The sequence below is a fragment of the Streptomyces sp. NPDC002276 genome, from assembly GCF_053891435.1.
Genome location: NZ_JBSFCQ010000020.1, coordinates 121,188 through 143,816 on the forward strand (window position 1 = coordinate 121,188; position 22,629 = coordinate 143,816).

The following is a 22,629-nucleotide window of genomic DNA, read 5'->3' on the forward strand; positions in this document are numbered from 1 at the left end:
GTGGCTCGCCGGTGAGCCGGTCAGTCGAAGAGGGCGCAGTTGAGCGCGTCCATCAGGGCCGCGCCGGTCTGGTGCGCCTGCCTGGTGGGAAGCGTGGACGTGGCGAAGAAGAAGGAGGCCGTGCGGCGGCCGGTGGAGTCGGTGACGTTGTAGGTCGCGTAGCCCGGGACGATGCCGACGTGGTCCCAGACCGTGCCGCAGTCGGTCTTCGCCGTCTCGATGCCCAGCCCGTAGCCGAGTTCGTCGGGGTCGTCCGGCCCGATCTCCGGCACGGTGGTGCGCATCTCGGCCAGTTGGGCGGCGGGCAGCAGGCGGCCCGACATCAACGCGCCGTAGAAACGGGACCAGTCACCGGCGGTGGACACGACCGCGGCATCCGCTCCGTCGGCCGTGACGTAGTCGCCGGTGACGTCCACGTGGTCGTCGTGCCGCGGTCCCGCGTAGTTCCTAAACTCCTCGGGGACGCCCGGTGGCATGTGGGCGGCGTCGGGTTCGTAGCCGTGCGCGTGCCGGTCGCGCCAGGCGGGGCCGGTGGCGTAGAAGGTGTGCCGGAGCCCCAGGGGTCCCGCGATCCGGTCCCGCACCAGCGCCGCGAGGCTCTTTCCGGTGGCCTTCTCCAGGACGGCGCCGATCGCGATGTAGTTGGTGTTGCTGTACGACCACTCGGTGCCGGGCTCGAAGAGTGCCGAGTGCCCGCGCACCAGGCGCAGGATTTCCCTCGACGTCCACACGTGGGTGTCCTGGCCGGTGAGGGCCGGTGCGAGGGCGGGGTCGTCGGTGTAGTCGAACAACCCGCTGGTGTGGTTGAGCAGCATGCGCAGGGTGATCGCCCCGCCGTCGCGCACCTGGCCGGGCAGCCACTTGTCGACCGGGTCGGTGAGGGCGAGCCGGTGCTCGGCGACCAGTTGCAGGACGAGGGTGGCCATCACCGTCTTGGTGTTGGACGCCTCCCGCACCTCGTCGTCCACGCCGAGCCGATGGTCCTTCCTCGTCCAGGCGGCCTGCTCGGAGATCTCGATGGGCCGACCGTGACCGTCGTCCACCCGCACGGTCACCCCGGGCACGCCTTCCTCCACCAACTCCCGCGCAAGCTCCCGCAGTTGAGCGCGTCTCTCCGCGGTGCCGTCCTGTCGTACCGCCACGCTCCGGGGGACCGTGCTCGCACTCGACGGGGTCGCGGCGAGGGGCACGACGAGGGCCGCGGACACCGCGACCGCCGCCATCGCCCGTAACCCCGCCCGTCGCGGGCGCCGTCCGACGCCCACATTCACACGCACATTCATATTCACACGCACTTCATGCTCCTTCGAGAATCCGGGAAGACCATGGGGCTGTGGGGCTGTGGGGCACGAACTGGAACCGACGCGCCCGGTCCGCACCCGTCGGCACGGGAAATTGGGCGCTCGTTTACCCGACGCTCCCCGCACCAAACACAACGTGCCCCACATCACACCCCCCGCCCTCCTTTCGCCCTTTTTTCACAACCGTGTGCTTGATACAAATTGCCCGCGCGTTCCTGTCCGTCGACGGTCGTCGCCCATCCCCCTTTTTGAGCCGCTTCTTTCGCATGCCCTGGGAACGCCCGTGTCCGCCCGCAGCACCACCACGCCCTGGCCCCTCGTCGCCCTTTTCACGGCCGGGTATCTCGCCCCCTACCTCCTGCCCACCACCGTCGGCCGCCTCGACGCCGGGCTTCCGCTGTCGGCCACGCAGGCCGGTGCCGTCGGCAGCGCGCTGCTGCTGAGTTCGGCGGCGGCGGGCTTTCTGCTCGCCTCGCGCGTCGACCGGATCGGCCCGCGCACCCTCGCCCGCATCGGCCTCGCCCTCGCCGTCCTCGGCTACGGCTCGGCCGCCCTCACCCACTCCGTACCGGCGGTCATCCTCGGCGCGATCGTCGGCGGCTTCGGATCGGGTACGGCCACCACGGTCGCCGCGTCCGGCATCGCCGCCGAGCGAGACCCTCACCGCGCTTCCACCGTCGGCCTGTTGTGCGTGTCCGCGCTCGCGAGTGCCGTCTATCTGACCGTGCCGCATCTCGGCGCGGGCCACGGCCAGCCGCTCGCCGCGATCGCGCTGACCGCGCTCGTCGTATGGCCACTCACCGGCCGCCTCCCAGTGCGTACGGCGACGACGGGGCACGCGCGCGTGGAGGCTGCCGGGCTCCCCCACCGCCGGGCCGGACTGGTCCTCGCCGCCACCCTGCTGTGCTGGTCCCTCGCACAGAACTCCCTCTGGGGCGTCAGCGGCCGCATCGGCATCACCCAGGCCCACCTCTCCGAGGTCACCGTCGGCGCGGTCTTCGCGATCGCGCTCGGCACCGGGCTCGTCGGCGTGATCGGCGCGGGCGCGCTCGGCTCCCGGCTGGGGCGCGCGGTACCGATCGGCGCGGGGACGGCGCTCATCGCGGGCTGCATCGTGCTCAGCGCGTCCGCGCACGACCTGAGGACGTTCGCGACCGGCGAGATCGCCTGGAACACCCTCTACCCGATCGTCCTGTCCTACGTCCTCGGTCTCGCCGCCTCCCTTGACCCGCGCGGGCGTTGGGCGGTCCTGGTCGGCTCGGCCTCGTCGCTGGGGACGGCGGCCGGGCCGCTCGCGGGCAGTGTGCTGTCGGCGTCCGCCGGGTTCCCGGCGATGGGCGCGATCCTCGCGGCGGGGCTGATCGTGATCGCCGTACCGATGACCGGAGTCGCCCTGCACGCCGGTGGACGACTGCTGCCGGGCACCGTCCGGCGGCGCGGCGGCACCCCGGCGGGCGAGCGCCGCCCCGGGGTCCGGGAAACCGTGACCTACTGAACCGGGCGGGCGCCTCCACGCGCCCGGCGGTGCAGATACCAGCCTGCGCCGGTGAGCAGCGCGGCCAGGACGACCACCGTGCCCACGGCTGCTCCGGTGGCGGCGAGGCTGCCGGTGGTGGAGGGGGAGGGGGAGCCCTCGGTGGTCGTGCCTCCTGTCGTACCCGCTCCCGTAGTACCGCCCGTAGTCAAACCGGGCGTGCCACCGGGCGTGCCACCGGAGGTGCTTGTCCCGCCCGTAGTACCCGTACTACCCGTGGAACCCGTAGTACCTGAGCCGCCGGACGTTTCTCCGCCCGTGGTCCCGCCGTCCGTCCCGCCGTCCGCTCCCCCGTCCGTGCCCTCGCCGGGCTCGGTGACCGTGAGGGTGATCGGTGAAGTGCGGGTCGTGCCAACGGAGTTGGCGAACTCGGCGCGGTAGCGGTAGCCGTTCTGCGAGGTCTTCGCGGTGAAGGTGTACGCGTTCTGCGTGGCGCCCTCGATCGTGGACCAGGTCTGGCCGTCGTCGGGGCTGGTCTGCCAGCGCACGGTGGGCTGCGGGGTGCCGTCGGCCGCCGCGACGAGGGTGACCTCGTCGTCGGGTGCGGCGGACTGGTCGGTGGGTGACTGGGTGACCTTCGGGGACATCCGGCGGTCGAGTCTGAGGACCTTGGCCTCGGCCTGGTCGGTGACGTAGACGGTGGCTCCGCCGGGGGTGACCGCGACGCCCGCCGTCGTGTTGGCGCGGCTGCCCGGGAGGGCCAGCGTCTCGGCCGCCTTCTCGAAGGTCGCGCTGTCGAAGACCTGGAGGGAGCCGATGAAGTCGGCGCCCGCGTCGGCGTTCCCGTAGTCCTCGCGGAGGACGAACGCACGGTGGGTGGACGTGTCGAAGGCCATGGCGGTGGCCCGGTCCACGTCCTCCAGTGTGGCGAGGAGCTTGGCATCGCGGTCGTAGACGAGGACCGAACTGCCGCTGCCCACCCAGACGTTGCCGGTCTCCGGGTCGGGTTCGACGAAGTAGACGGCGCCTTCCGGGAGTTCGGCCGTGGCGGTGACGGTGAAGGTGGTCGTGTCGATGCGGCGCAGTTGGCCGCCGGAGAGGCCGGTGGACCAGGCGGCCAAGTGCGCGGTGTCCACGCCGAGTTCGGAGCCGCCGTCGAGGGTGAGCGTGCGTCGCACGACACCCGTCGCGGTCTCGATCTCGGAGAGCGTCGGGCCCTGAGCCACCAGGACCGTGCTCGCGGTGGTGCCGGGGCCCGCGCCGGTGACCGCCGCGCCCGTCAGCCAGACGCCCTTCGCGGCCGTGTCGCCGTCCTTCGCCGTACCGGTGCCCCTCAGGGGGTAGTGGAAGACCACGCCGTCGCCGGAGAGCGGGGCAATGATCTGCGGGACCACGCGGGCGGCGAGCGCGCCGGTGGAGCCGGGGGCCTGCGGGATGTGGCTGAGGAGTGTGCCGTCGGCCGGGTCGAGGGCGTAGAGGCCCTGTTCGCTGACGTCGGCCGTGTCGACGATGTTGTCCGAACCTACGTACAGCTTCCCGGAGTTGGGGTGCAGCATCAGGTCCAGGGGGCGGCCCGCCGTGGTGAACTCGGCCGCCCGGACGTAGCTGACGGTGCCGGCCGGGACGTCCACGCCCTCGCCGCCGTCGCCGTCGCCGTTGCCGGGGTCCTGGCCCTCGAAGGCGACGGGGATGCGTACGTCCTGCGTACGGTCGCCCGCGTCGCGGTGGTCGACGCGGGTGACGACCGAGCAGACGACCTGGGTGCAGTCGAGGCTGCCGTCCTTGGCGGTGACCTCGATGTCGACGGCGAACGTGCCGCCCGTGCCCCAGAGTTGGGCTAGTCCGCCCGCGTACGGGTCGCCCTCGGGGACTATCCACGCCGACGAACCACCCGTGCCGCTCGCATCGGCGCCGCCGAGGCAGGGGCTGGGGATGCGGTTGTCGCCGTTGTCCTTGCAGACGGCGACGTAGATCGCCTTGGCCGTGTCGTAGCCCTCGCCGGTGACGTGGAGCGTGTCGCCGGCCGGGGCGAGTCCGGTGGAGGCGGAGACCGTGAGCCGCTGGCCGTCCTTGCCCAGGGCCGTCCTCGGGGTGCCGGCGGCGGCCTGCGCGCTCGGGCCGGTGCCGAACGCGCCGAAGGCCAGGGCGGAGGCGGCGGCAAGGGCGGCGGCGCCCAGGAGCGCCGCCGGACGTCTGGCGACCGTCACTGGAAGGTGACCGGGACGTGGACGTCGTACTTGCGGTCCTCGCTGTCGAAGTGGTCGGCGCGGGTGACGATCGCGCAGTCCACGTCCTCGCCGCACACCCGGCCGTCGTCGAGCGTGGCCTTGACGAAGATCGACACGCTGAACGTGCCGCCGGTGCCGAACTTGGAGCTGTTGGCGAACAGTCCGCCGAAGGTGTTGTTGACCCAGTGCGAGGCGCCCGTCGTGCCGCTCTCGTCCTGGCCGCCGAGACACGGCGTCGGCTTGGCCGCGCCCTGCGCACCGCTGACCGCGCACAGGCCGACGTAGACGCCCTGGCTCGTGTTGTAGCCGGAGCCGCTGACCGTGACGACCTGGCCCGCCGCCGTCGCCGTGCCCGGCGCGGTCAGCGACAGGTTGTACGTCGTGCCGCCGTCGACCACCGAACGGGTCGAGGTCGCGGCGGAGGCCGAGGTCGCCAGGCCCAGGGTCAGCGCGGCGGACGCGGTGACGGCCAAGGCGGCACGGGCGGCGGTGCGGGTGGACAGGACGGATCTCATGGTGGGAGTGCCTTCCGGTCGGCGGCCGGATCGACGGCCGCATCAACTTAGGTAAGGCAAACCTAAATACGATCTTCAGTTGTTTGTCAAGGAAAGGCAAAGGACTTCGGCCGGCCTCAATCAGCCGATTCCCTAAGGAAGTTGGGGGCGCGACGGCTAGAAGACGTACGCCTCGACCTCGGCGAGATACCGTGCCCGGCGTTCCTCGTCGTCCTCCAGGAAGGACGCGACGAAGGAGTTCCGGGCCAGTTCGCGCAGCCGGTCCTCGGTCAGGCCGAGCGCCTCGCGGATCGCGTCGAAGTTGTCGCCCGCGTAGCCGCCGAAGTAGGCCGGGTCGTCGGAGTTGACCGTGCACAGCAGGCCCGCGTCGAGCATGGCGGGGAGCGGGTGCTCGGCGAGGACGTCCACCGCGCGGAGCCGGACGTTCGAGAGCGGGCAGAGGGTCAACGGGATGCGGTCCCGGACCAGCCGCGCCACCAGGTCCGCGTCCTCCATGCAGCGCAGGCCGTGGTCGACGCGCTCGACGCCGAGCACGTCCAGCGCCTCGGTGATGTAGGCGGGCGGGCCCTCCTCACCGGCGTGCGCGACCCGTCGTAGGCCCAGCGCGGCGGCGGCCTCGTAGACCTCGCGGAACTTGACCGGCGGGTGGCCGACCTCGGCCGAGTCGAGGCCGATGCCGGTGATCCGGTGGAGGTACGGCTTCGCCGCGTCCAGGGTCTCCATGGCCGAGTCGGCGGACTCGTCGCGCAGGAAGCACATGATCAGCCGGGTCGAGATGCCGTGGTTGGCCTCGCTGTCGCCGAGCGCTCGCCACAGGCCCTCCACCACCGTGCCCATGTCCACGCCCCGCGCGAGGTGCGCCTGCGGGTCGAAGAAGATCTCCGCGTGCCGTACGCCCTGCGCGGCGGCGCGGGCGAGATAGGCGTTGGCGAGGTCCTCGAAGTCCCGCTCGGTGCGCAGGACGGCCATCAGCTCGTAGTAGAGGTTCAGGAAGAACTGGAGATCCTCGAAGAGGTACGCCTTGCGGAGGTCTTCGGTGTCCGCGTACGGCAGCTCGACGCCGTTGCGGGTCGCGAGCGCGAAGGCCAGCTCGGGTTCGAGGGTGCCTTCGATGTGCAGGTGCAGTTCGGCTTTGGGAATGGGCATCGAAGTATCGTACGGGTGTTTTATCGCCGTTTCGGAACCGGCACCCTGAGTAGATCGTGCGCCACGGTCAGCTCCCCCTCGAAGCCCGCCGCCCGCGCCTGCCGCTCGAACTCCTCCGGCTCGGAATAGCGCTGGCTGAAGTGGGTGAGGACCAGGTGGCGGACTCCGGCGTCCCGGGCCACTCGGGCCGCCTGCCCGGCCGTCAAGTGGCCGTGGTCCACGGCCAGTTGCTCATCCTCGTCGAGGAACGTCGACTCGATCGCCAGCAGGTCGCAGCCCTCCGCGAGGGCGTGCACTCCGTCGCAGAGGCGGGTGTCCATGACGAACGCGAAACGCTGGCCGTGGCGGACCTCGCTGACCTCGTCCAGCGTGACGCCGTCGACCGTGCCCTCGCGCTGGATGCGGCCCACGTCCGGGCCCTTGATGCCGTGCGCGGCGAGGCGGTCGGGGAGCATGCGGCGGCCGTCGGGTTCGGTGAGACGGTAGCCGTAGGACTCGACGGGGTGGGAGAGCTTGTGGGTCTCCAGGGTGTAGGCCGGTGTGGTGGCGATCGCTCCGTCATCCGACACCGGCGACTCCGTGATGCCCACCGTCTCGCGGTACGCCGTGGCGTAGCGCAGGCGGTCGAAGAAGCGCTGGCCCGAGCGTGGGTAGTGCGCGGTGATCTCGTGCGGGACGCGGTCCAGGTTGATGCGCTGGATGACGCCCGCGAGGCCCAGGGAGTGGTCGCCGTGGAAGTGCGTGACGCAGATGCGGTTGAGGTCGTGCGCGGCGACACCGGCGCGGAGCATCTGGCGCTGGGTGCCCTCGCCGGGGTCGAAGAGGATGCCCTCGCCGTCCCAGCGGAGGAGGTAGCCGTTGTGGTTGCGGTGCCGGGTGGGGACCTGGCTGGCGGTGCCGAGGATCACCAATTCGCGTACGGACATGGTGAGTTGGCTATCCGGGCGGCCACTGCATGCCGCGGCCGCCCATGACGTGGGCGTGGGCGTGGAACACGGTCTGGCCCACGCCCGTGCCGGTGTTGAAGATCACGCGGTAGCTGTCGAGCTTCTCGTCCGCCGCGACCTCGCCGGCCTCGCGGAGGACGTCGGCGGCGATGGCCGGTTCGGCGGTGGCCAGGGAGGCGGCGTCGGGGTAGTGGACGCGGGGGATCACCAGGACGTGGATCGGGGCCTGGGGGTTGATGTCCCGGAACGCGACGGTGGTGGCTGTCTCTCGGATGATCGTCGCCGGGATGTGTCCTGCGACGATCTTGCAGAACAGGCAGTCGTCCTGAGGGTCCCCTGGCATGTGCCGCTCCTCAACAGATTGATCGAATATGGGGCATCGTAGCGTCGTTGAGTGCGGCGCCGTCGTGGCTGGTCGCGCCCACGCGGCGGAGCCGCACATCGATACAGCCCCGCGCCCCTAGGTGGGCAAGGTGGGCGGGGTTTTCGCGGGACTGGTCTCCAGTGACTCCAACGCCAGGCGGATCGCCTCGTCCAGTTGGGTGTCCCTGCCCGCCGCGTAATCCTGAGGCCTCTGGACCACCTCTACGTCCGGGTCCACGCCGTGGTTCTCCACCCCCCACCCATAACCCTCAAGCCAGAACGCGTACTTGGGCTGAGTGATGAGTGTGCCGTCGACCAGGCGGTAGCGGCTGTCGATGCCGATCACCCCGCCCCACGTGCGGGTGCCGACCACCGGGCCGATGTCCAACGCCTTGATCGCCGCGTTGACGATGTCGCCGTCGGAGCCGGAGAACTCGTTGGCCACGGCTACGACCGGGCCGCGAGGGGCGTCCTCGGGGTAGCTGTAGGGGCGCATGCCGCGCGGTCGGTTCCAGCCGACGATGCGGCGGGCCAGTTTCTCCACCACCAACTGGGAGGTGTGGCCGCCTCGGTTGTAGCGGACGTCGACCACCAGGCCCTCGCGGGCCACCTCCACGCGCAGGTCGCGGTGGATCTGGGCCCAGCCGGGGGCCTGCATGTCGGGGACGTGGAGGTAGCCGAGTCGGCCGCCGGACTTCTCGTGGACGTAGGCGCGGCGGTCGGCGACCCAGGCGTGGTAGTAGAGGGGTTCCTCGTCCGCGAGGGGGACGACCACTGCGTGGCGGGGGTCTCCGCCGTCCGCCGGGGAGATGGTCAGCTCGATGGGTTTGCCCGCGGTGCCTACGAGGAGCGGGGCCGGGCCGGTGACCGGGTCGACCGGTTGTCCGGCCACCGCGAGGATCGCGTCGCCCGGGCGGACGGCCACGCCGGGTGCGGCGAGCGGGGCGCGGGCGGCCGGGTCGGAGGTCTCGGAGGGCAGGACGCGGTCGATGCGCCAACTGCCGTCCTCGTGGCGGGAGATGTCGGCACCGAGGAGGCCCTGGCGTTCGCCGTTGCCGTAGCCGCCGCGGGGGGTGACGTAGGCGTGCGAGGTGCCGAGTTCGCCGTGCACCTCCCAGAGGAGGTCGACGAGGTCGTCGTGGGTGGCGACGCGGTCGAGGAGCGGGCGGTAGCGGTCGAGGACTCCGGCCCAGTCGACGCCGCTCATGTCGGCGCGCCAGAAGTTGTCGCGCATGATGCGGCCGGTCTCGTCGAACATCTGGCGCCACTCGGCGGCCGGGTCGACGGTCTGGCGGACGCGGGAGAGGTCGACGTTGATGTTCGAGTCGCTGTCGTCGTCCTCGGAGGAGGCGCGGCGGTCGCTCGGGACGACCCGCATCTTGTGGTCGGTGCGCAGCAGGACGCGTTTGCCGTCGCCGCTGACCTCGAAGTGCTCGGCGTCCCCCGCGAGGTGCTCGATGCGCTGCTGGGCGAGGTCGTAGCGCTCCAACTCGGTTTTGGGGTCCGGGTCTTCGGGGGTCGCGCGGGTGGCGCCGAGGACGCCCTGCACGGGGTGGCGCAGCCACAGGACGCCGTCCTTTGCGGCGCGCAGGTTGGAGTAGCGGCCGGCCTCGACGGGGAACGGGACGATGCGGTCGGCGAGGCCTTCGAGGTCGATACGGGTGGTGGGGCGGCCCTCGCTGTCGGGGGTCTCGTCCTTGTCGGGGGTCTCGAAGGGGCGGCCGTGGCGCTGCGGTCCGAAGGGGGACGGGGTGGTGGCGGCGAGGGTGATGAGGTGCGGGCGGTCGCCGACCACGAAGGCGAGGTCGAAGACGTGTTCGTCGTAGACCGGGTCGAAGGAGCGGGTGGAGAGGAAGACCAGGTGCTTGCCGTCGAGGGTGAAGGCGGGGGCGTAGTCCTGGAAGCGGAGCGGGGTCGCCTCGGTGACCGAGAGGTCGGTGGTGTTGGCGAGTTTGAGCTGGCGCAGCGGGCGCGGGCCGGGGTGCGACCAGGCGAGCCAGGCGGAGTCGGGCGAGAAGGAGAGGCCGGAGGCGTCGCCGTCCTCGCTGCGGTCGACCTCGTGGACCTCGCCGGTCTCGCGCTCGACGAGGAGGACGCGACCGTCGTGCGAGGCGACGGCGACGCGGCTGCCGTCGGGGGCGACGGTGAGCGCGAGGACGCGGCCGAGCTGTCCCGCGGCGATACGGCGCGGGGTGTCGCCGGGGGCGAGGCCGGTGGCGGGGGCGAACTCCAGGGCGTCGTCTCCCTCGGCGTCCGTCGCCCACACCACCCACTCCTCGCCGTCGACGCGGAAGGTGTGGGGCAGCCGGGCGCGGACGCCGGGGGTGGCGGCGAGGGCGCGGGCGGGGCCGGAGCGGTGGGTGATCCAGTGGACGGCCCCGCGGACGGCGACGGCGCTGCCGCGTGCGGTGTGGTCGGGCGAGGCGGAGCCGAACCAGCGGGCGGCGGACACCGGGAACGGCTGCTGGTCGGTGCGCTGTCCGCCGAGCCGGATGTCGAGGCGGCGGGGTTCGGCGCCGTCCAGATCGTCGAGGAGCCAGAGTTCACCGGCGGAGGAGTACGTGATCCGGGTGCCGTCGCCCGCCGCGTGCCGGGCGTAGAAGCCGTCGAGGGGGGTGTGGCGGCGGAGGTCGGTGCCGTCGGCGAGGGAGGAGTAGAGCGCGCCCGTGCCCTCGTGGTCGGAGAGGAACGCGATCCGCTCCCCCGCCCACACCGGGTACTCGATGTTGCCGTCCAACTCCTCGTGCAGGCGCGTGAATTCGCCGGCACCCTCCCCGTCGCGGACGTCCCGGTCGATCCACAACTTGCCCGCGGTGCCGCCCCGGTAGCGCTTCCACCAGGCGGCCTCGCGGCCCATGGGGGCGGAGAGCAGGACGGTGGCGGCGGGGCCGACGGCGACATGGCCAACGGGCCCGTACGGGAGGGTGGTCGCGGGTCCGCCGTCCAGTGGGATGGTGCGGGCCCAGCTGCGGCGGAGGTTCGCCTGACCGTGGGTGCTCAGCGCGAGGACCTGGCCGTCCGCCGTCCAGCCGCGCACCTGGGTGCGTGAACTGCCCCAGTGGGTGAGGCGTTTGGCGGGTCCGCCGTCGACCGGGGCGATGTGCACCTCGGGGGCGCCGTCCCGCGTGGAGGTCCAGGCGACGGTGGTGCCGTCGGGCGAGATGCGCGGATGGGTCACCGGCACGTTCTCGGCGCTGACCCGCCAGGCCCGGCCGCCGTCGAGGGGGGCCAGCCACACGTCGTCCTCGGCGGTGAAGGCGATCAACTCGCCGTGCAGGTGCGGGAAGCGGAGATAGGCCCGAGAACCGGCCTGGGCTGCGGACGCTGAGGGCTGAGTCACCTGATCAGCGTATGCAGCGGCGGCCTGTGAAGACAGCGGTTTGGATCACTTATCCGCTGTGGAAGGACTGTCACTTGCCTTCCACGGGCCAGCAGGTCGGGTCGCCCTTGCACCACATGGTCTTGGTGACCGTGACGGTGACGGTCGGTCCGGGGCCGTAGGTGAGGCTCGGGTTCGGGTTGACCACGGACGAGGGCGTCGCCGCGTCGCAGTCGCCGAGCCCGGTCACGTGGAACACCTGCTTGCCGCCCACCTTGCCGACCAGGTCGCCGCGCACACAGGCGCCGTCGACGGCCCGGGTGACCTTGCCGGTGACGGTGATGTCCCGGTTGTCGTTCGTCTGCCCCTGGCAGTCCACGGAGACGATCGTGGTCTCGGTCGGCGAGGGCGTCTTCCCGGGCGTGTACGCCTTGTTGCCGCTGCCGTAGTTGCCCGTGCAGGTCAGATAGCGGACGCCCACATGGTCCCGCTTGAGCTCCGCGGTCGCCGTCTTGTCGGTGGTGTACGCGACGGTCGCGGCGCTGAGATCACCGGGCTGGCACGCTACGACCCCGCCCACGGACACCATCGCGAGCCCCGCCACGGCGGCCACCCGCCGTCCGCGGGGCCGACGCCAGTTCTGCCTCAAAGCCCCCATGGACGGCAGCCTGCCACCGTCGGGGCGCACACGGAAGAGCGCATACGGCCACCCGTGCGCCGGGGGCGCGGTCACCGGCGCACGATCGTCAGCCCCGGAGCAGCAGCCACTCCTGAAGCTCCACCACATTGCCCTCGGGGTCCTTGAGATGGGCGACCCGCATCCGGTCCGTCATCGGCGCCGGGCCGTGCAGCAACACGGCCCCGCGGTCGGTGATCTGCGCGCAGTAGGCGTCCAGGTCGTCGACCCGCAGCACCACCAGCGAGCGGTGTCCGGTCACCGACTCCCCCAGCTCACCGAGGACTTGGGCCATCATCGCCCGGTCCTGAAGCGCGATCCCGGCCGACCCGACCGCCGGGCTGAACTTCTCGTACGGTCCCTCGGTCGCCCCCGACTGGGGCTTCAGGCCGAGGACTTCGGCGTAGAAGCGGTAGCAGGCGGCGAAGTCGGTGACGAGCAGCCTCACTTGGGCGAGTTCCACGGTGATCTCCCCTGTGGGTTCCTGTGGTTCTGGTTCCGGTGGTTCTGGTTCCGGTGGTTCTGGTTCCGGTGGTTCTGGTTCCGGTGGTTCTGGTTCCGGTGGTTCCTGTGGTTCAGGACCAGCGTCCGGTGCGGCCCAGGAGCAGGGCCGTGGCCGCTGTGCCGGCGGTCGATGTGCGCAGCACGCTGCGCCCGAGCCGGTAGGCCCTCGCCCCGGCCTCCTCGAAGAGGGCCAACTCCTCGGGCGAGACGCCGCCTTCGGGGCCCACGACCAGCACGATCTCGCCCTCGGTGGGGAGTTCGGCGGTGGCGAGGGGTTCGCTGCCGTAGTCGCGGTCCTCGTGGAGCACGGCGGCGAAGTCTGCTTTGGCGAGAAGTGCGGCAACCTGTTTGCTCGTTGCCGCGTCCGCGACCTCCGGGAAGCGCAGTCGGCGGGACTGCTTGCCTGCCTCGCGGGCGGTGGCCCGCCACTTCGCGAGGGCCTTCAGGCCGCGCTCGCCCTTCCACTGCGTGATGCAACGGGCGGCCGCCCAGGGGACGATGGCGTCGACGCCGGTCTCGGTCATGGTCTCCACGGCCAGTTCGCCGCGGTCGCCCTTGGGGAGGGCCTGGACGACGGTGATGCGGGGCTGCGGCTCGGGCTCCTCGGCGGCGGACTCCAGATCCATGACGACGAGCCGGTCCTTGCCCTCGGCCGCCTTGACGACACCCGCGATCCACCGGCCGCGTCCGTCGGTGAGGACGACGTCCTCACCGGCCCGCATCCGCCGTACGGAGACCGCGTGCCGCCCCTCGGGGCCGTCGAGGACAACCTCACCGCCGCTGAAATCCGGGACCTTCAGCGGATCGAGAATGAACACCGGCGCCGTCATCGCAGCTCACCCCCGGCGGACAACGCCGTCCGGGCGGCGGCCAGTTCGGCGGCCAGGACCTCGACCAGCTGACCGGCCGACAGCTCGCGGGCCATGCGGTGGCCCTGTCCGGCCCACAGCGCCATGCCCTGCGCGTCACCGGCCGCGGCGGCCTTCTTGCGGAGCGGCGAGGTCAGGTGGTGGACCTCGGGGTACGCGGCGGGGGCGTACGGGCCGTGCTCGCGCATGAAGCGGTTGACCAGGCCGCGGGCCGGGCGGCCGGAGAACGCGCGGGTCAACTCGGTACGGGTGAAAAGGGGGTTGGTGAGTGCCTGCTTGTGCACGGCGTTCGCCGCGGACTCGGGGGTGGCGAGGAACGCCGTGCCGAGCTGGGCAGCGCTCGCGCCCGCCGCGAGGGCGGCGGCGATCTGGCTGCCGCGCATCAGACCACCGGCGGCGACGATCGGCAGGCTCACGGTCTCGCGGATCTGGGCGACCAGGGAGAGCAGGCCTATGCCGGAGCCGTCGTTCTCCGGGAGGTCGCGGTGGGTGCCCTGGTGGCCGCCGGCCTCGACGCCCTGCGCGATCACCGCGTCGGCACCGGCCCGCTCCACGGCGAGGGCCTCCTCGGCGGTGGTGGCGGTGACGAGGGTGAAGGTACCGGCCCGGCGCAGCGAGTCCAGCACCTCACGGGTGGGGACGCCGAAGTGGAAGGAGGCGAAGGACACCGGGTTGTCGAGCAGTACGGACAGCTTCGCGTCGTAGCCGTCCTCGCGGCCGCTGTCCGGGTCGCCGAGTTCCGTGTCGTACCAGGTGGCCTCGCCGGCCAGCTGATGGGCGTAGACGTCGACGGCCGCCTTGTCCGCGTACTCGGGCTGCGGCATGAAGAGGTTCACGCCGAAGGGGCGGGACGTCAGGCTCCGCAGCTGCTTGATCTCCTGGTACATGCCGTCGGCGGTCTTGTACCCGGCGGCGAGGAATCCCAGCCCGCCGGCCTCGGACACGGCCGCGGCGAGCTGCGGGACGGAGACACCGCCCGCCATCGGGGCCTGCACGATCGGATGAGGGAAGAGATCGGTCAGCGCGGAGGACATGACGGCATGTTGTCACGTCCTCCGAACAAGTCCGAATCCGGCCATCCGCCCGGCATAGGACAGACGCATGCCCGCTACGGGGCACGCTTTCCCCTCGGGCGGAGGCCGGTTCGACGACCGTTCGACGATCGGTTCAGCGACCGTTGAACGCGTCCTTCAGGCGGGAGAACAGGCCCTGCTGCCCGGGCTGGAACGTCCCCATGGGGCGCTCCTCGCCGCGCAGTTTCGCCAGTTCCCTCAGCAGGCGTTCCTGCTCCACGTCGAGCTTGGTCGGGGTGGTGACCTCGACGTGCACGATGAGGTCGCCCCGGCCGCCGCCACGCAGATGCGTGATGCCTCTGGTGTGCAGCGGGATCGACTGGCCGGACTGGGTGCCCGGTCGGATGTCGACCTCCTCCATGCCGTCCAGCGTCTCCAACGGCACCTTCGTGCCGAGGGACGCGGCTGTCATGGGGAGGGTGACCGTGCAGTGCAGGTCGTCGCCGCGGCGCTGGAACATCGCGTGCGGCAGCTCGTGGATCTCGACGTACAGGTCACCGGCGGGGCCGCCGCCGGGGCCGACCTCGCCCTCGCCCGCGAGCTGGATCCGCGTGCCGTTGTCCACACCGGCCGGGATCTTCACCGTGAGGGTGCGCCGCGAGCGGACGCGGCCGTCACCGGCGCACTCCGGGCACGGCGTCGGCACGACGGTGCCGAAGCCCTGGCACTGCGGGCAGGGGCGGGACGTCATGACCTGGCCCAGGAAGGACCGGGTCACCTGCGAGACCTCACCGCGACCGCGACACATGTCGCAGGTCTGCGCGGAGGTGCCGGGGGCCGCTCCCTCGCCGTTGCAGGTGTTGCAGACGACGGCCGTGTCGACCTGGATGTCCTTCGTGGTGCCGAAGGCCGCCTCGTCCAGCTCGATCTCCAGCCGGATCATGGCGTCCTGGCCCCGGCGGGTGCGCGAGCGCGGTCCGCGCTGCGACGCCGTACCGAAGAACGCGTCCATGATGTCCGAGAAGTTCCCGAAGCCGCCCGCGCCGAAGCCCGCGCCCGCGCCGCCCGCCTGCGAGAGGGGGTCACCGCCGAGGTCGTAGACCTGCTTCTTCTGCGGGTCCGAGAGCACCTCGTAGGCGGCGTTGATCTCCTTGAACCGCTCCTGGGTCTTCGGGTCCGGATTCACGTCCGGGTGCAGCTCGCGCGCGAGCCGGCGGAAGGCCTTCTTGATCTCATCCTGCGACGCGTCGCGACGCACGCCGAGAACGGCGTAGTAGTCCGTGGCCACTTAGGACTCCGCCAGGATCTGTCCGACGTACCGTGCCACTGCGCGTACCGCTCCCATCGTTCCCGGGTAATCCATGCGGGTCGGTCCGACCACGCCGAGCTTGGCGACTGCCTCGCCGCCCGAACCGTAGCCGACCGACACCACGGAAGTGGAGTTGAGTCCCTCGTAGGCGTTCTCGTGACCGATCCGTACGGTCATGCCCGAATCCCCCGCCTCACCAAGCAACTTGAGGAGGACGACCTGCTCCTCCAGGGCTTCCAGGATGGGGCGGATGGTGAGGGGAAAGTCATGTCCGAAGCGGGTGAGATTGGCGGTGCCGCCGATCATCAGCCGCTCCTCGGTCTCCTCGACGAGGGTCTCCAGGAGGGTGGAGAGCACCGTCGCGACCGTGCCGCGGTCCTCGTTCTCGAAGGCGTCCGGCAGGTCCTGCACGAGTTGCGGCACGTCCGCGAAGCGGCGGGCCGCGATCCGGCTGTTGAGCCGCGCGCGTAGATCCGCGAGCGAGGACTCCCCGAAGGGGGCCGGGCAGTCCACCATGCGCTGCTCGACCCGCCCGGTGTCGGTGATCAGCACGAGCATCACGCGCGCGGGAGCCAGCGACAGCAGCTCCACGTGCCGGACGGTCGAGCGGGTCAGCGAGGGGTACTGCACGACGGCGACCTGCCGGGTGAGCTGCGCGAGCAGCCGTACCGTACGGCCGACGACGTCGTCGAGGTCGACCGCGCCGTCGAGGAAGTTCTGGATCGCCTTGCGCTCGGGGCCGGTCATCGGCTTGACGCCGGCGAGCTTGTCGACGAAGAGGCGATAGCCCTTGTCCGTGGGAATGCGCCCGGCGCTGGTGTGCGGCTGGGCGATGTAGCCCTCGTCCTCCAGGGCGGCCATGTCGTTGCGCACGGTCGCCGGGGAGACGCCGAGGCTGTGCCGCTCGGTGAGCGCCTTGGACCCGACCGGCTCCTCGGTGCCGACGTAGTCCTGGACGATGGCGCGCAGCACCTGAAGCCTGCGTTCGCTGAGCATCGCGCACACCTCCAGTTCTGGTCGCCGTTTTGTTGCCGGGCTGCCCTTTCCTGGCACTCTGTGCGCGTGAGTGCCAGCGTTCCCCGGCCCAGTGTACGGCCGTGAGGTACACCCCGGGCAAGGCCGGTCCCGCGATGTCAATCCCTGGTGCCCTCACCGTTAGCGTCGCCGTATGACGGTGACTTGGGAAGAGGCGGGGTGGGAGCGGCTGGCCGCCGGGGTGGGCCGGTGCCGGCTGCCTGGCTGGGACTGCACGGTCGGACTGGTCGTCGGAGGCGGCTCGGCGCTCATGATCGACGCCGGGTCGAGTGTGGCGGAGGGCGCGCGGTTGCGTACGGCGGCGCAGGCGCTCGCCGGGGGCCGTGTGACCCATCTCGCGCTCACCCACGCCCATTTCGACCATGTCTTCGGGGCGGCGGTCTTTGCCGGGGCGACGGTTCTCGCGGCCGGGGGCCTGAGCGAGGTGTTCGAGGGCGGCGGTGAGGAGTTGCGGGCCGACGCGGTGCGCAACGGTCTGGATCCGCGGGCGGCGGAGAACGCGGCGGACACCCTCGTGTGCCCCAGTGAATACGTGTGGGGCACCGAGGTGCTCGACCTGGACGGCGGCCCGGAGGTCCGGCTCGTGGCGACCCGCGGACACACCGCCCACGATCTCGCGGTCCTCGTCCTCGGCTCCCCGGCGGTCGTGTTCTGCGGCGATCTGGTCGAGGAGTCCGGCGCACCGCAGGCGGGCCCGGACGCCGTACCGGCGCACTGGCCGGCCGCGCTCGACAGGCTCCTCTCCCTCGGCGGCGAGGACGCGCTGTACGTGCCCGGTCACGGAGCGGTGGTGGACGCGGGGTTCGTGCGGGCCCAACGGGACGCGTTGGCAACCCGTTTCGGCGTGTCGTGAAACCGGGCGGGCCGGTTCTCCTATCGTCATCCGAATGCGCCAGTACTCCGCCGACCTGACCCCGCCGTGGAAGAAGCCGAAGCCAGTACCCGAGGTCGCCGCGGAGGCGGGCCTGGTGGTCGAGGAGCCCGGCACCGGTTTCTGCGGCGCGGTGATCCGCTGCGAGGCCGGCACGGTCACCCTGGAGGACCGCTTCGGCAAGCACCGGGTGTTCCCCCTGGAACCGCGCGGCTTCCTCCTGGAGGGCCGCGTGGTGACCCTGGTGAAACCGGTGTCGAGTCCGCTACGGCCCACTCGTACGGCGTCCGGTTCGGTCGCCGTTCCCGGTGCACGCGCGCGCGTGGCCCGCGCCGGGCGGATCTACGTCGAGGGGCGGCACGACGCGGAACTGGTCGAGCGGGTGTGGGGCGACGACCTGCGCATCGAGGGCGTGGTGGTCGAGTACCTGGAGGGCGTCGACGACCTGCCGGCCGTCGTGGACGAGTTCGCTCCGGGCCCGGACGCGCGGTTGGGCATCCTGGTGGACCACTTGGTGCCGGGCACCAAGGAGTGGCGCATCGCCCAGTCGGTCACCAGCGAGCACGCGCTCGTCGTCGGCCACCCCTACATCGACATCTGGGAGGCCGTGAAACCGTCCTCCGTGGGCATCGCCGCGTGGCCCAGGATCCCGCACGGGCAGGACTGGAAGACGGGGGTGTGCCGGTCCCTGGGTTGGCCGGAAAACACCGGTGCGGTGTGGCAGGCGATTCTGGCCAAGGTGGGGTCGTACAAGGATCTTGAGCCGGAACTGCTGGGGCGGGTGGAGGAGTTGATCGACTTCGTCACGGATAGCGGTGAGGTCTGACGTCGGGGAACGTTCCGAACTCGCTGGTGTCCAGTTCGAGTCCCAGAACCTCAAGCGGGACCGGATTGCCGAACTTGATGATCTCCTGGCTGAGGTAGTCGGCATCCTCACCCTGGCCTGCGGGCTTCGTGAGCAGGACGCATTGCGCCATGATCGGATCGAGAATCAGATACGCAGGGACCTTACCCGCCGCGTAAATGGACCTCTTGACCAAGTAATCCTGATGAACGCTGGACTTGGAGACGACCTCGACAACCATGGTGACCAGCTGGGAGGGCAGAAGATGACCCGAAGCAGGCAGCACATCAGGGGCCACCACGACCAGATCCGGGATGGGCACACTCTCCTCGCCGACGATGTCGACATCCTGGGTCTGGATGGGATACCAGCGATCCATGGGGATCTGCCGCTGTGTGTGCAGCACGACCAGGTTGTGCACCAGATCTGGGCTGGCCATCATCACAATTACCCCCCGGAGGAGCTCAGCCTTGACGCCCTCAGGAGGCTCGAACTTGTCGAGGTAATGGGCCAATCCGCGCTCGTCCACAACGGTCATCTCCATGACCTCCCATCCGCCGCGTCCTTTTGGCGGCAGCCTACGAACCAGGTTAGGGACCGAACCCGCGTTCCGCACTGATTCACTCCCCCGAGTGATCAGTCCACCAGGTCCCGTACCACCGCGTCCGCCAGCAGCCGCCCCCGCAACGTGAGCACGGCACGCCCCTCGTCGTAGGGCCGCTGCTGCAACAGTCCGTCGGTGAGGGCACGGCGGGACGCCTTGAGGCCGTCCTCGTGGAGGAGGTCCAGCGGCGCGCCCTCCCGGAGTCGTAGCTCCAGCAGGATCCGCTCCACCCGGCGGTCCTCCGCCGTGAGGATCTCCCGGCCCGCGCCCGGGGAGCGCCCGGCGGCGAGGGCGCCCGCGTACGCGCCGGGGTGCTTCACGTTCCACCAGCGGACGCCGCCGACGTGGGAGTGCGCTCCGGGGCCCGCGCCCCACCAGTCGGCGCCGCGCCAGTAGAGCTCGTTGTGCAGACAACGGCCGGAATTCGACGTCGCCCAGTTCGAGACCTCGTACCAGTCGAAACCCGCCGCCGACATCACCTCGTCGGCGATGAGGTACCGGTCGGCGTGGACGTCGTCGTCCGTCATCGGGACCTCGCCGCGGCGGATGCGGCGGGCCAGCTGGGTGCCCTCCTCGACGATCAGGGCGTAGGCGCTGATGTGGTCGGGGCCCGCGCCGAGGGCCGCGTCGAGGGAGGCGCGCCAGTCGTCGTCGCTCTCGCCCGGGGTCCCGTAGATCAGGTCGAGGTTGACGTGGTCGAAGCCGGCCGCGCGGGCCTCGGACACGCAGGCCTCGGGGCGGCCGGGGGTGTGGGTGCGGTCCAGCACCTTCAGTACGTGCTGTTTCGCGCTCTGCATGCCGAAGGAGACGCGGTTGAAGCCGCCGTCGCGGAGGGCCGCGAGGTAGGCGGGGTCCACCGACTCCGGGTTGGCCTCCGTGGTGATCTCCGCGTCCGGGGCGAGACCGAACTCGTCCCTGATCGCGCCCAGCATCCGGACGAGATCGCCCGCCGCGAGCAGCGTGGGGGTGCCGCCGCCGACGAAGACCGTGCGGACCGGGCGCGGGTCGTCGCCGAGGACCTTGCGGGCCAGGCGGACCTCGTCGATCAGGGTGTCCGCGTAGTTGTCGCGGGAGGCCAACACTCCGCCCGTGCCGCGCAGCTCGGTCGCCGTGTAGGTGTTGAAGTCGCAGTAGCCGCAGCGGGTCGCGCAGTACGGGACGTGCAGATAGAACCCGAGGGGGCGGTCTACGGCCCCGGCGAGCGCCTGCGCGGGCAGGGCGCCGTCGTCGGGGACGGGATCGCCGTCGGGGAGTGCGGAAGGCATGTCCTCCATTGTCCCGTACGCGGGCGGACTACTCGGCCTGGAGCACCAGCAGCGCCATGTCGTCCTCCGGCGGACGCCCCCCGAACTCGTGCACCAACCGCTTGATCCGCTCCGCGATCAGCTCGGCGCTCAGGCCCGCGCAGCCCGGCGAGCACGGTCGCGAGACCGTCGCCGTCGTCGTCATCGCGCTGACAGAGCCGGAGCCGCGCTCGGCCACCGCCCAGCACCCGCACAACCGGCTACTCCACCCGCCCCTCCGATTCCGCCTGGAGCACCAGCAGCGCCATGTCGTCCTCCGGCGGACGCCCCCCGAACTCGTGCACCAACCGCTTGATCCGCTCCGCGATCAGCTCGGCGCTCAGGCCCGCACAGCCCGCGAGCGCCGTCGCGAGGCCGTCGCCGTCGTCGAACTGGACGGGGCCCGAGCGGCGCTCGGTGACTCCGTCGGTGACGCACAACAGGCTGTCGCCGGGGCGGAGTTCGAAGGTCTCGCTGGTGTAGGTGACGTCCTCGATGACGCCGAGGAGGGTCTGGGGGCGGGCGGCCGTGGCCACGGAGCCGTCCGGACCGAGGAGCAGGGGCAGCGGATGTCCGGCGGAGGCGAGGGTGCAGCGGACGCCGCCGTCGAAGGGGACCAGCTCGCCGTAGAGGAGGGAGAGGAAGCGGGGGCCGTCCCCGACCGGGCCCGGCATGCCGCCCGCGGCGACCAGGGCGTGGGCCGCCGCGTCGGCCGCTTCCGTGGCGTCGTCGAGGAGGAGCTGGTTGAGGCGGTCGAGGACGTCGGCGACGCCGTAGCCCTCGCGGGCGAGGAGGCGCAGCCAGGGGCGGGCCAGGCCGATCACCACGGCGGCCTCGGGGCCCTTGCCCTGGACATCGCCGAGGGTGAAGCACCAGCGGCCGTCGCCGGCCGGGAAGAGGTCGTAGAAGTCGCCGCTGGGGCCGCCCTTGTCGCACGGTTCGTAGACGAGGGCACTGTGCACGCCCGGGATCTCGGCGACCGCGCCGGGCAGCAGGCCGCGCTGGAGGACGCGGCTGATGGTGGCCTGGCGGGCGTACTGGCGGGCCGCGCCGATCGCGAGCGCGACCCGGCGGCTGAGGTCCTCGACCAGGCCGGTGACCTCGTCGGGGAAGCACGGCAGCCCGGACCGTCCGATGACGAGCGTGCCGAGCGGACGGCCGCCCGCGATCAGCCGGTACGCGAGTGCCGCGCCGTGGGTGCCGTGCGGGCCGAGGGCGTCGCCGGGCCAGGGGTAGGACGCGGGCCGCAGTGAGTCCTGCGGGCGGGGCGGGTGCTTCTCCAGGGCGCCGCGCAGTTCCTCGATGCGGTTCTCGCTGCCGTGCCAGACGCGGGCGAGGCGCGGTCCGGCCCCGGCCCCGGCGTCCTCGCCCCAGCCCCCGCGGCCCATCGACTCGTCCTCCAGCCATACGGCGCACCAGTCGGCCAGTCTCGGCACGATGAGCTGTCCGGCGAGCGCGGCGACGAGGTCCTCGTCGAGCTGTCCGGCGAGAAGGTCGGAGGCCTCGGCGAGGAAGGAGAGGGCGCCGCGGCCGAGCCAGTCCCGGTCGCGTTCGGCGCGCCGGGGTTCGGGGGCGAGGATCTCGGCCACGCGCAGGCCGCGTTGACCGCCGTACGTCTCCAACTCCTCGGCGGCCGGGCTGCCTTCGGCGGGCAGGCGGGCCCACACCGTCTTGGTGCCGGTGCGGTAGGTGACGCCCCAGGCCTCCGCGAGCGTGGAGACGAGCCGCAGCCCGCGCCCGAACTCCGGTGTCTCGTAAGCCGGTTCACCGCTGTTGTCGCGCGGCGAGCGGGAGGGGTGGTGGTCGGCGACCTCCACGACGACGGACCGGGTGTCCTCCAGGCGGCAGATCAACTCGACGTCCGTACCCGCGTGTACGACGGCGTTGGTGACGAGTTCGCTGACGACGACCATCGCGTCCTCGGTCAGCCGGTCGGTGAGGTGTTCGCTGCCGGGCAGGGCGAGTTCGGTCCATTCGCGGAGCGCGGCGCGCACCAGGCCACGGGCGGAGCCGGGCGCGAGGGGGCTTCCGGAGAGCGTGGCGCGCATGGTCGTGCGCGGGTCCGCGCCGTGGTGCGCGGGCGCGCCGGGAGCACGCGAAGTGGTCTCCCGTTGCGTCGGAATTGCCCCCATGCACAGCTCCCCGAGCAGATCGGACGAATACGCCTCGGTCGATGCGGACAGAGTGACAGACTGGCCGCGGCCATAAGCGCCGAGTTACCGAAGTGGGCCGCCATGAGTGAGAACAGTGCTACGCGTGTGCTCGAAGACGGACACGAATCCGTCGCGGACGACTGGATTCGAGCATCGGATCTCCGCCCGCTGCTCG

At 71.5% G+C, this 22,629-nt stretch carries 20 protein-coding genes; 3 read left to right on the forward strand and 17 right to left on the reverse strand.

Annotation, left to right across the window (positions count from 1 at the left end):
• Positions 1 to 20: 20 nt before the first annotated feature.
• A complete protein-coding gene (locus ACWIHT_RS38450) occupies positions 21 to 1,223 on the reverse strand; it encodes a serine hydrolase domain-containing protein (protein WP_456173152.1) in 1,203 nt (400 codons plus the stop codon).
• 361 nt (positions 1,224 to 1,584) lie between these two features.
• Between ACWIHT_RS38450 and ACWIHT_RS38455 the strand changes: the two genes are divergently transcribed.
• Positions 1,585 to 2,796 (forward strand): MFS transporter, encoded by a 1,212-nt coding sequence (locus ACWIHT_RS38455; RefSeq protein WP_456173153.1) that lies wholly within the window; start codon positions 1,585 to 1,587, stop codon positions 2,794 to 2,796.
• On the opposite strand, the gene ACWIHT_RS38460 is transcribed toward ACWIHT_RS38455, so the two are convergent.
• The 12 genes from ACWIHT_RS38460 to hrcA all read right to left on the reverse strand — a co-directional run bounded on the left by ACWIHT_RS38460 (position 2,790) and on the right by hrcA (position 16,660).
• Positions 2,790 to 4,982 carry a hypothetical protein gene (locus ACWIHT_RS38460; protein ID WP_456173154.1) on the reverse strand — a complete coding sequence of 731 codons (2,193 nt, stop codon included), beginning with the start codon at positions 4,980 to 4,982 and terminating at the stop codon, positions 2,790 to 2,792. The two genes, ACWIHT_RS38455 and ACWIHT_RS38460, sit on opposite strands and share 7 nt — an antisense overlap.
• A complete protein-coding gene (locus ACWIHT_RS38465; protein ID WP_456173155.1) occupies positions 4,979 to 5,518 on the reverse strand; it encodes a hypothetical protein in 540 nt (179 codons plus the stop codon). Before ACWIHT_RS38465 ends, ACWIHT_RS38460 begins: the two co-directional genes overlap by 4 nt.
• Positions 5,519 to 5,674: 156 nt before the next feature.
• On the reverse strand, positions 5,675 to 6,664 hold the full coding sequence (locus ACWIHT_RS38470; protein WP_456173156.1) for an adenosine deaminase: 990 nt from the start codon (positions 6,662 to 6,664) through the stop codon (positions 5,675 to 5,677).
• Positions 6,665 to 6,684: 20 nt separating this feature from the next.
• A complete protein-coding gene (locus ACWIHT_RS38475) occupies positions 6,685 to 7,590 on the reverse strand; it encodes a ribonuclease Z (RefSeq protein ID WP_456173157.1) in 906 nt (301 codons plus the stop codon).
• Between the two features lie 10 nt (positions 7,591 to 7,600).
• Positions 7,601 to 7,954, reverse strand: a complete 354-nt coding sequence (locus ACWIHT_RS38480; protein WP_456173158.1) for a histidine triad nucleotide-binding protein — start codon at positions 7,952 to 7,954, stop codon at positions 7,601 to 7,603.
• Positions 7,955 to 8,071: 117 nt separating this feature from the next.
• Complete coding sequence (locus ACWIHT_RS38485; protein WP_456173159.1) at positions 8,072 to 11,314, reverse strand: S41 family peptidase; 3,243 nt, start codon at positions 11,312 to 11,314, stop codon at positions 8,072 to 8,074.
• Positions 11,315 to 11,384: 70 nt separating this feature from the next.
• Positions 11,385 to 11,951: a hypothetical protein gene (locus tag ACWIHT_RS38490; RefSeq protein ID WP_456173160.1), complete on the reverse strand. Its 567-nt coding sequence runs from the start codon at positions 11,949 to 11,951 to the stop codon at positions 11,385 to 11,387.
• A gap of 88 nt (positions 11,952 to 12,039) precedes the next feature.
• On the reverse strand, positions 12,040 to 12,432 hold the full coding sequence (locus ACWIHT_RS38495; protein ID WP_456173161.1) for a VOC family protein: 393 nt from the start codon (positions 12,430 to 12,432) through the stop codon (positions 12,040 to 12,042).
• 112 nt (positions 12,433 to 12,544) lie between these two features.
• The gene (locus ACWIHT_RS38500; protein ID WP_456173162.1) at positions 12,545 to 13,303 is read right to left on the reverse strand and encodes a 16S rRNA (uracil(1498)-N(3))-methyltransferase; all 759 of its coding nucleotides are present in this window, start codon (positions 13,301 to 13,303) and stop codon (positions 12,545 to 12,547) included.
• Complete coding sequence (locus ACWIHT_RS38505) at positions 13,300 to 14,376, reverse strand: nitronate monooxygenase (RefSeq protein WP_456173163.1); 1,077 nt, start codon at positions 14,374 to 14,376, stop codon at positions 13,300 to 13,302. Before ACWIHT_RS38505 ends, ACWIHT_RS38500 begins: the two co-directional genes overlap by 4 nt.
• A 133-nt stretch (positions 14,377 to 14,509) precedes the next feature.
• On the reverse strand, positions 14,510 to 15,643 hold the full coding sequence (dnaJ, locus tag ACWIHT_RS38510) for a molecular chaperone DnaJ (protein WP_328683406.1): 1,134 nt from the start codon (positions 15,641 to 15,643) through the stop codon (positions 14,510 to 14,512).
• The gene (gene hrcA, locus ACWIHT_RS38515; protein WP_043676478.1) at positions 15,644 to 16,660 is read right to left on the reverse strand and encodes a heat-inducible transcriptional repressor HrcA; all 1,017 of its coding nucleotides are present in this window, start codon (positions 16,658 to 16,660) and stop codon (positions 15,644 to 15,646) included.
• Between the two features lie 172 nt (positions 16,661 to 16,832).
• On the opposite strand from hrcA, the gene ACWIHT_RS38520 reads away from it, so the two are divergent.
• Positions 16,833 to 17,552 (forward strand): MBL fold metallo-hydrolase, encoded by a 720-nt coding sequence (locus tag ACWIHT_RS38520; protein WP_456173164.1) that lies wholly within the window; start codon positions 16,833 to 16,835, stop codon positions 17,550 to 17,552.
• A gap of 34 nt (positions 17,553 to 17,586) precedes the next feature.
• Positions 17,587 to 18,396, forward strand: a complete 810-nt coding sequence (locus tag ACWIHT_RS38525; RefSeq protein ID WP_456173165.1) for a DUF3097 domain-containing protein — start codon at positions 17,587 to 17,589, stop codon at positions 18,394 to 18,396.
• Here the strand turns inward: ACWIHT_RS38525 and ACWIHT_RS38530 are convergent.
• From ACWIHT_RS38530 to ACWIHT_RS38545, 4 genes are all read right to left on the reverse strand, one after another.
• Positions 18,374 to 18,952 (reverse strand): Uma2 family endonuclease, encoded by a 579-nt coding sequence (locus ACWIHT_RS38530; RefSeq protein ID WP_456173166.1) that lies wholly within the window; start codon positions 18,950 to 18,952, stop codon positions 18,374 to 18,376. The genes ACWIHT_RS38525 and ACWIHT_RS38530 overlap by 23 nt on opposite strands.
• 98 nt (positions 18,953 to 19,050) lie before the next feature.
• Complete coding sequence (gene hemW / locus ACWIHT_RS38535; RefSeq protein WP_456173167.1) at positions 19,051 to 20,283, reverse strand: radical SAM family heme chaperone HemW; 1,233 nt, start codon at positions 20,281 to 20,283, stop codon at positions 19,051 to 19,053.
• A 28-nt stretch (positions 20,284 to 20,311) separates the two neighbouring features.
• Positions 20,312 to 20,500 (reverse strand): hypothetical protein, encoded by a 189-nt coding sequence (locus ACWIHT_RS38540; protein ID WP_456173186.1) that lies wholly within the window; start codon positions 20,498 to 20,500, stop codon positions 20,312 to 20,314.
• Between the two features lie 22 nt (positions 20,501 to 20,522).
• Complete coding sequence (locus ACWIHT_RS38545) at positions 20,523 to 22,433, reverse strand: SpoIIE family protein phosphatase (protein WP_456173168.1); 1,911 nt, start codon at positions 22,431 to 22,433, stop codon at positions 20,523 to 20,525.
• Between the last annotated feature and the right edge of the window lie 196 nt (positions 22,434 to 22,629).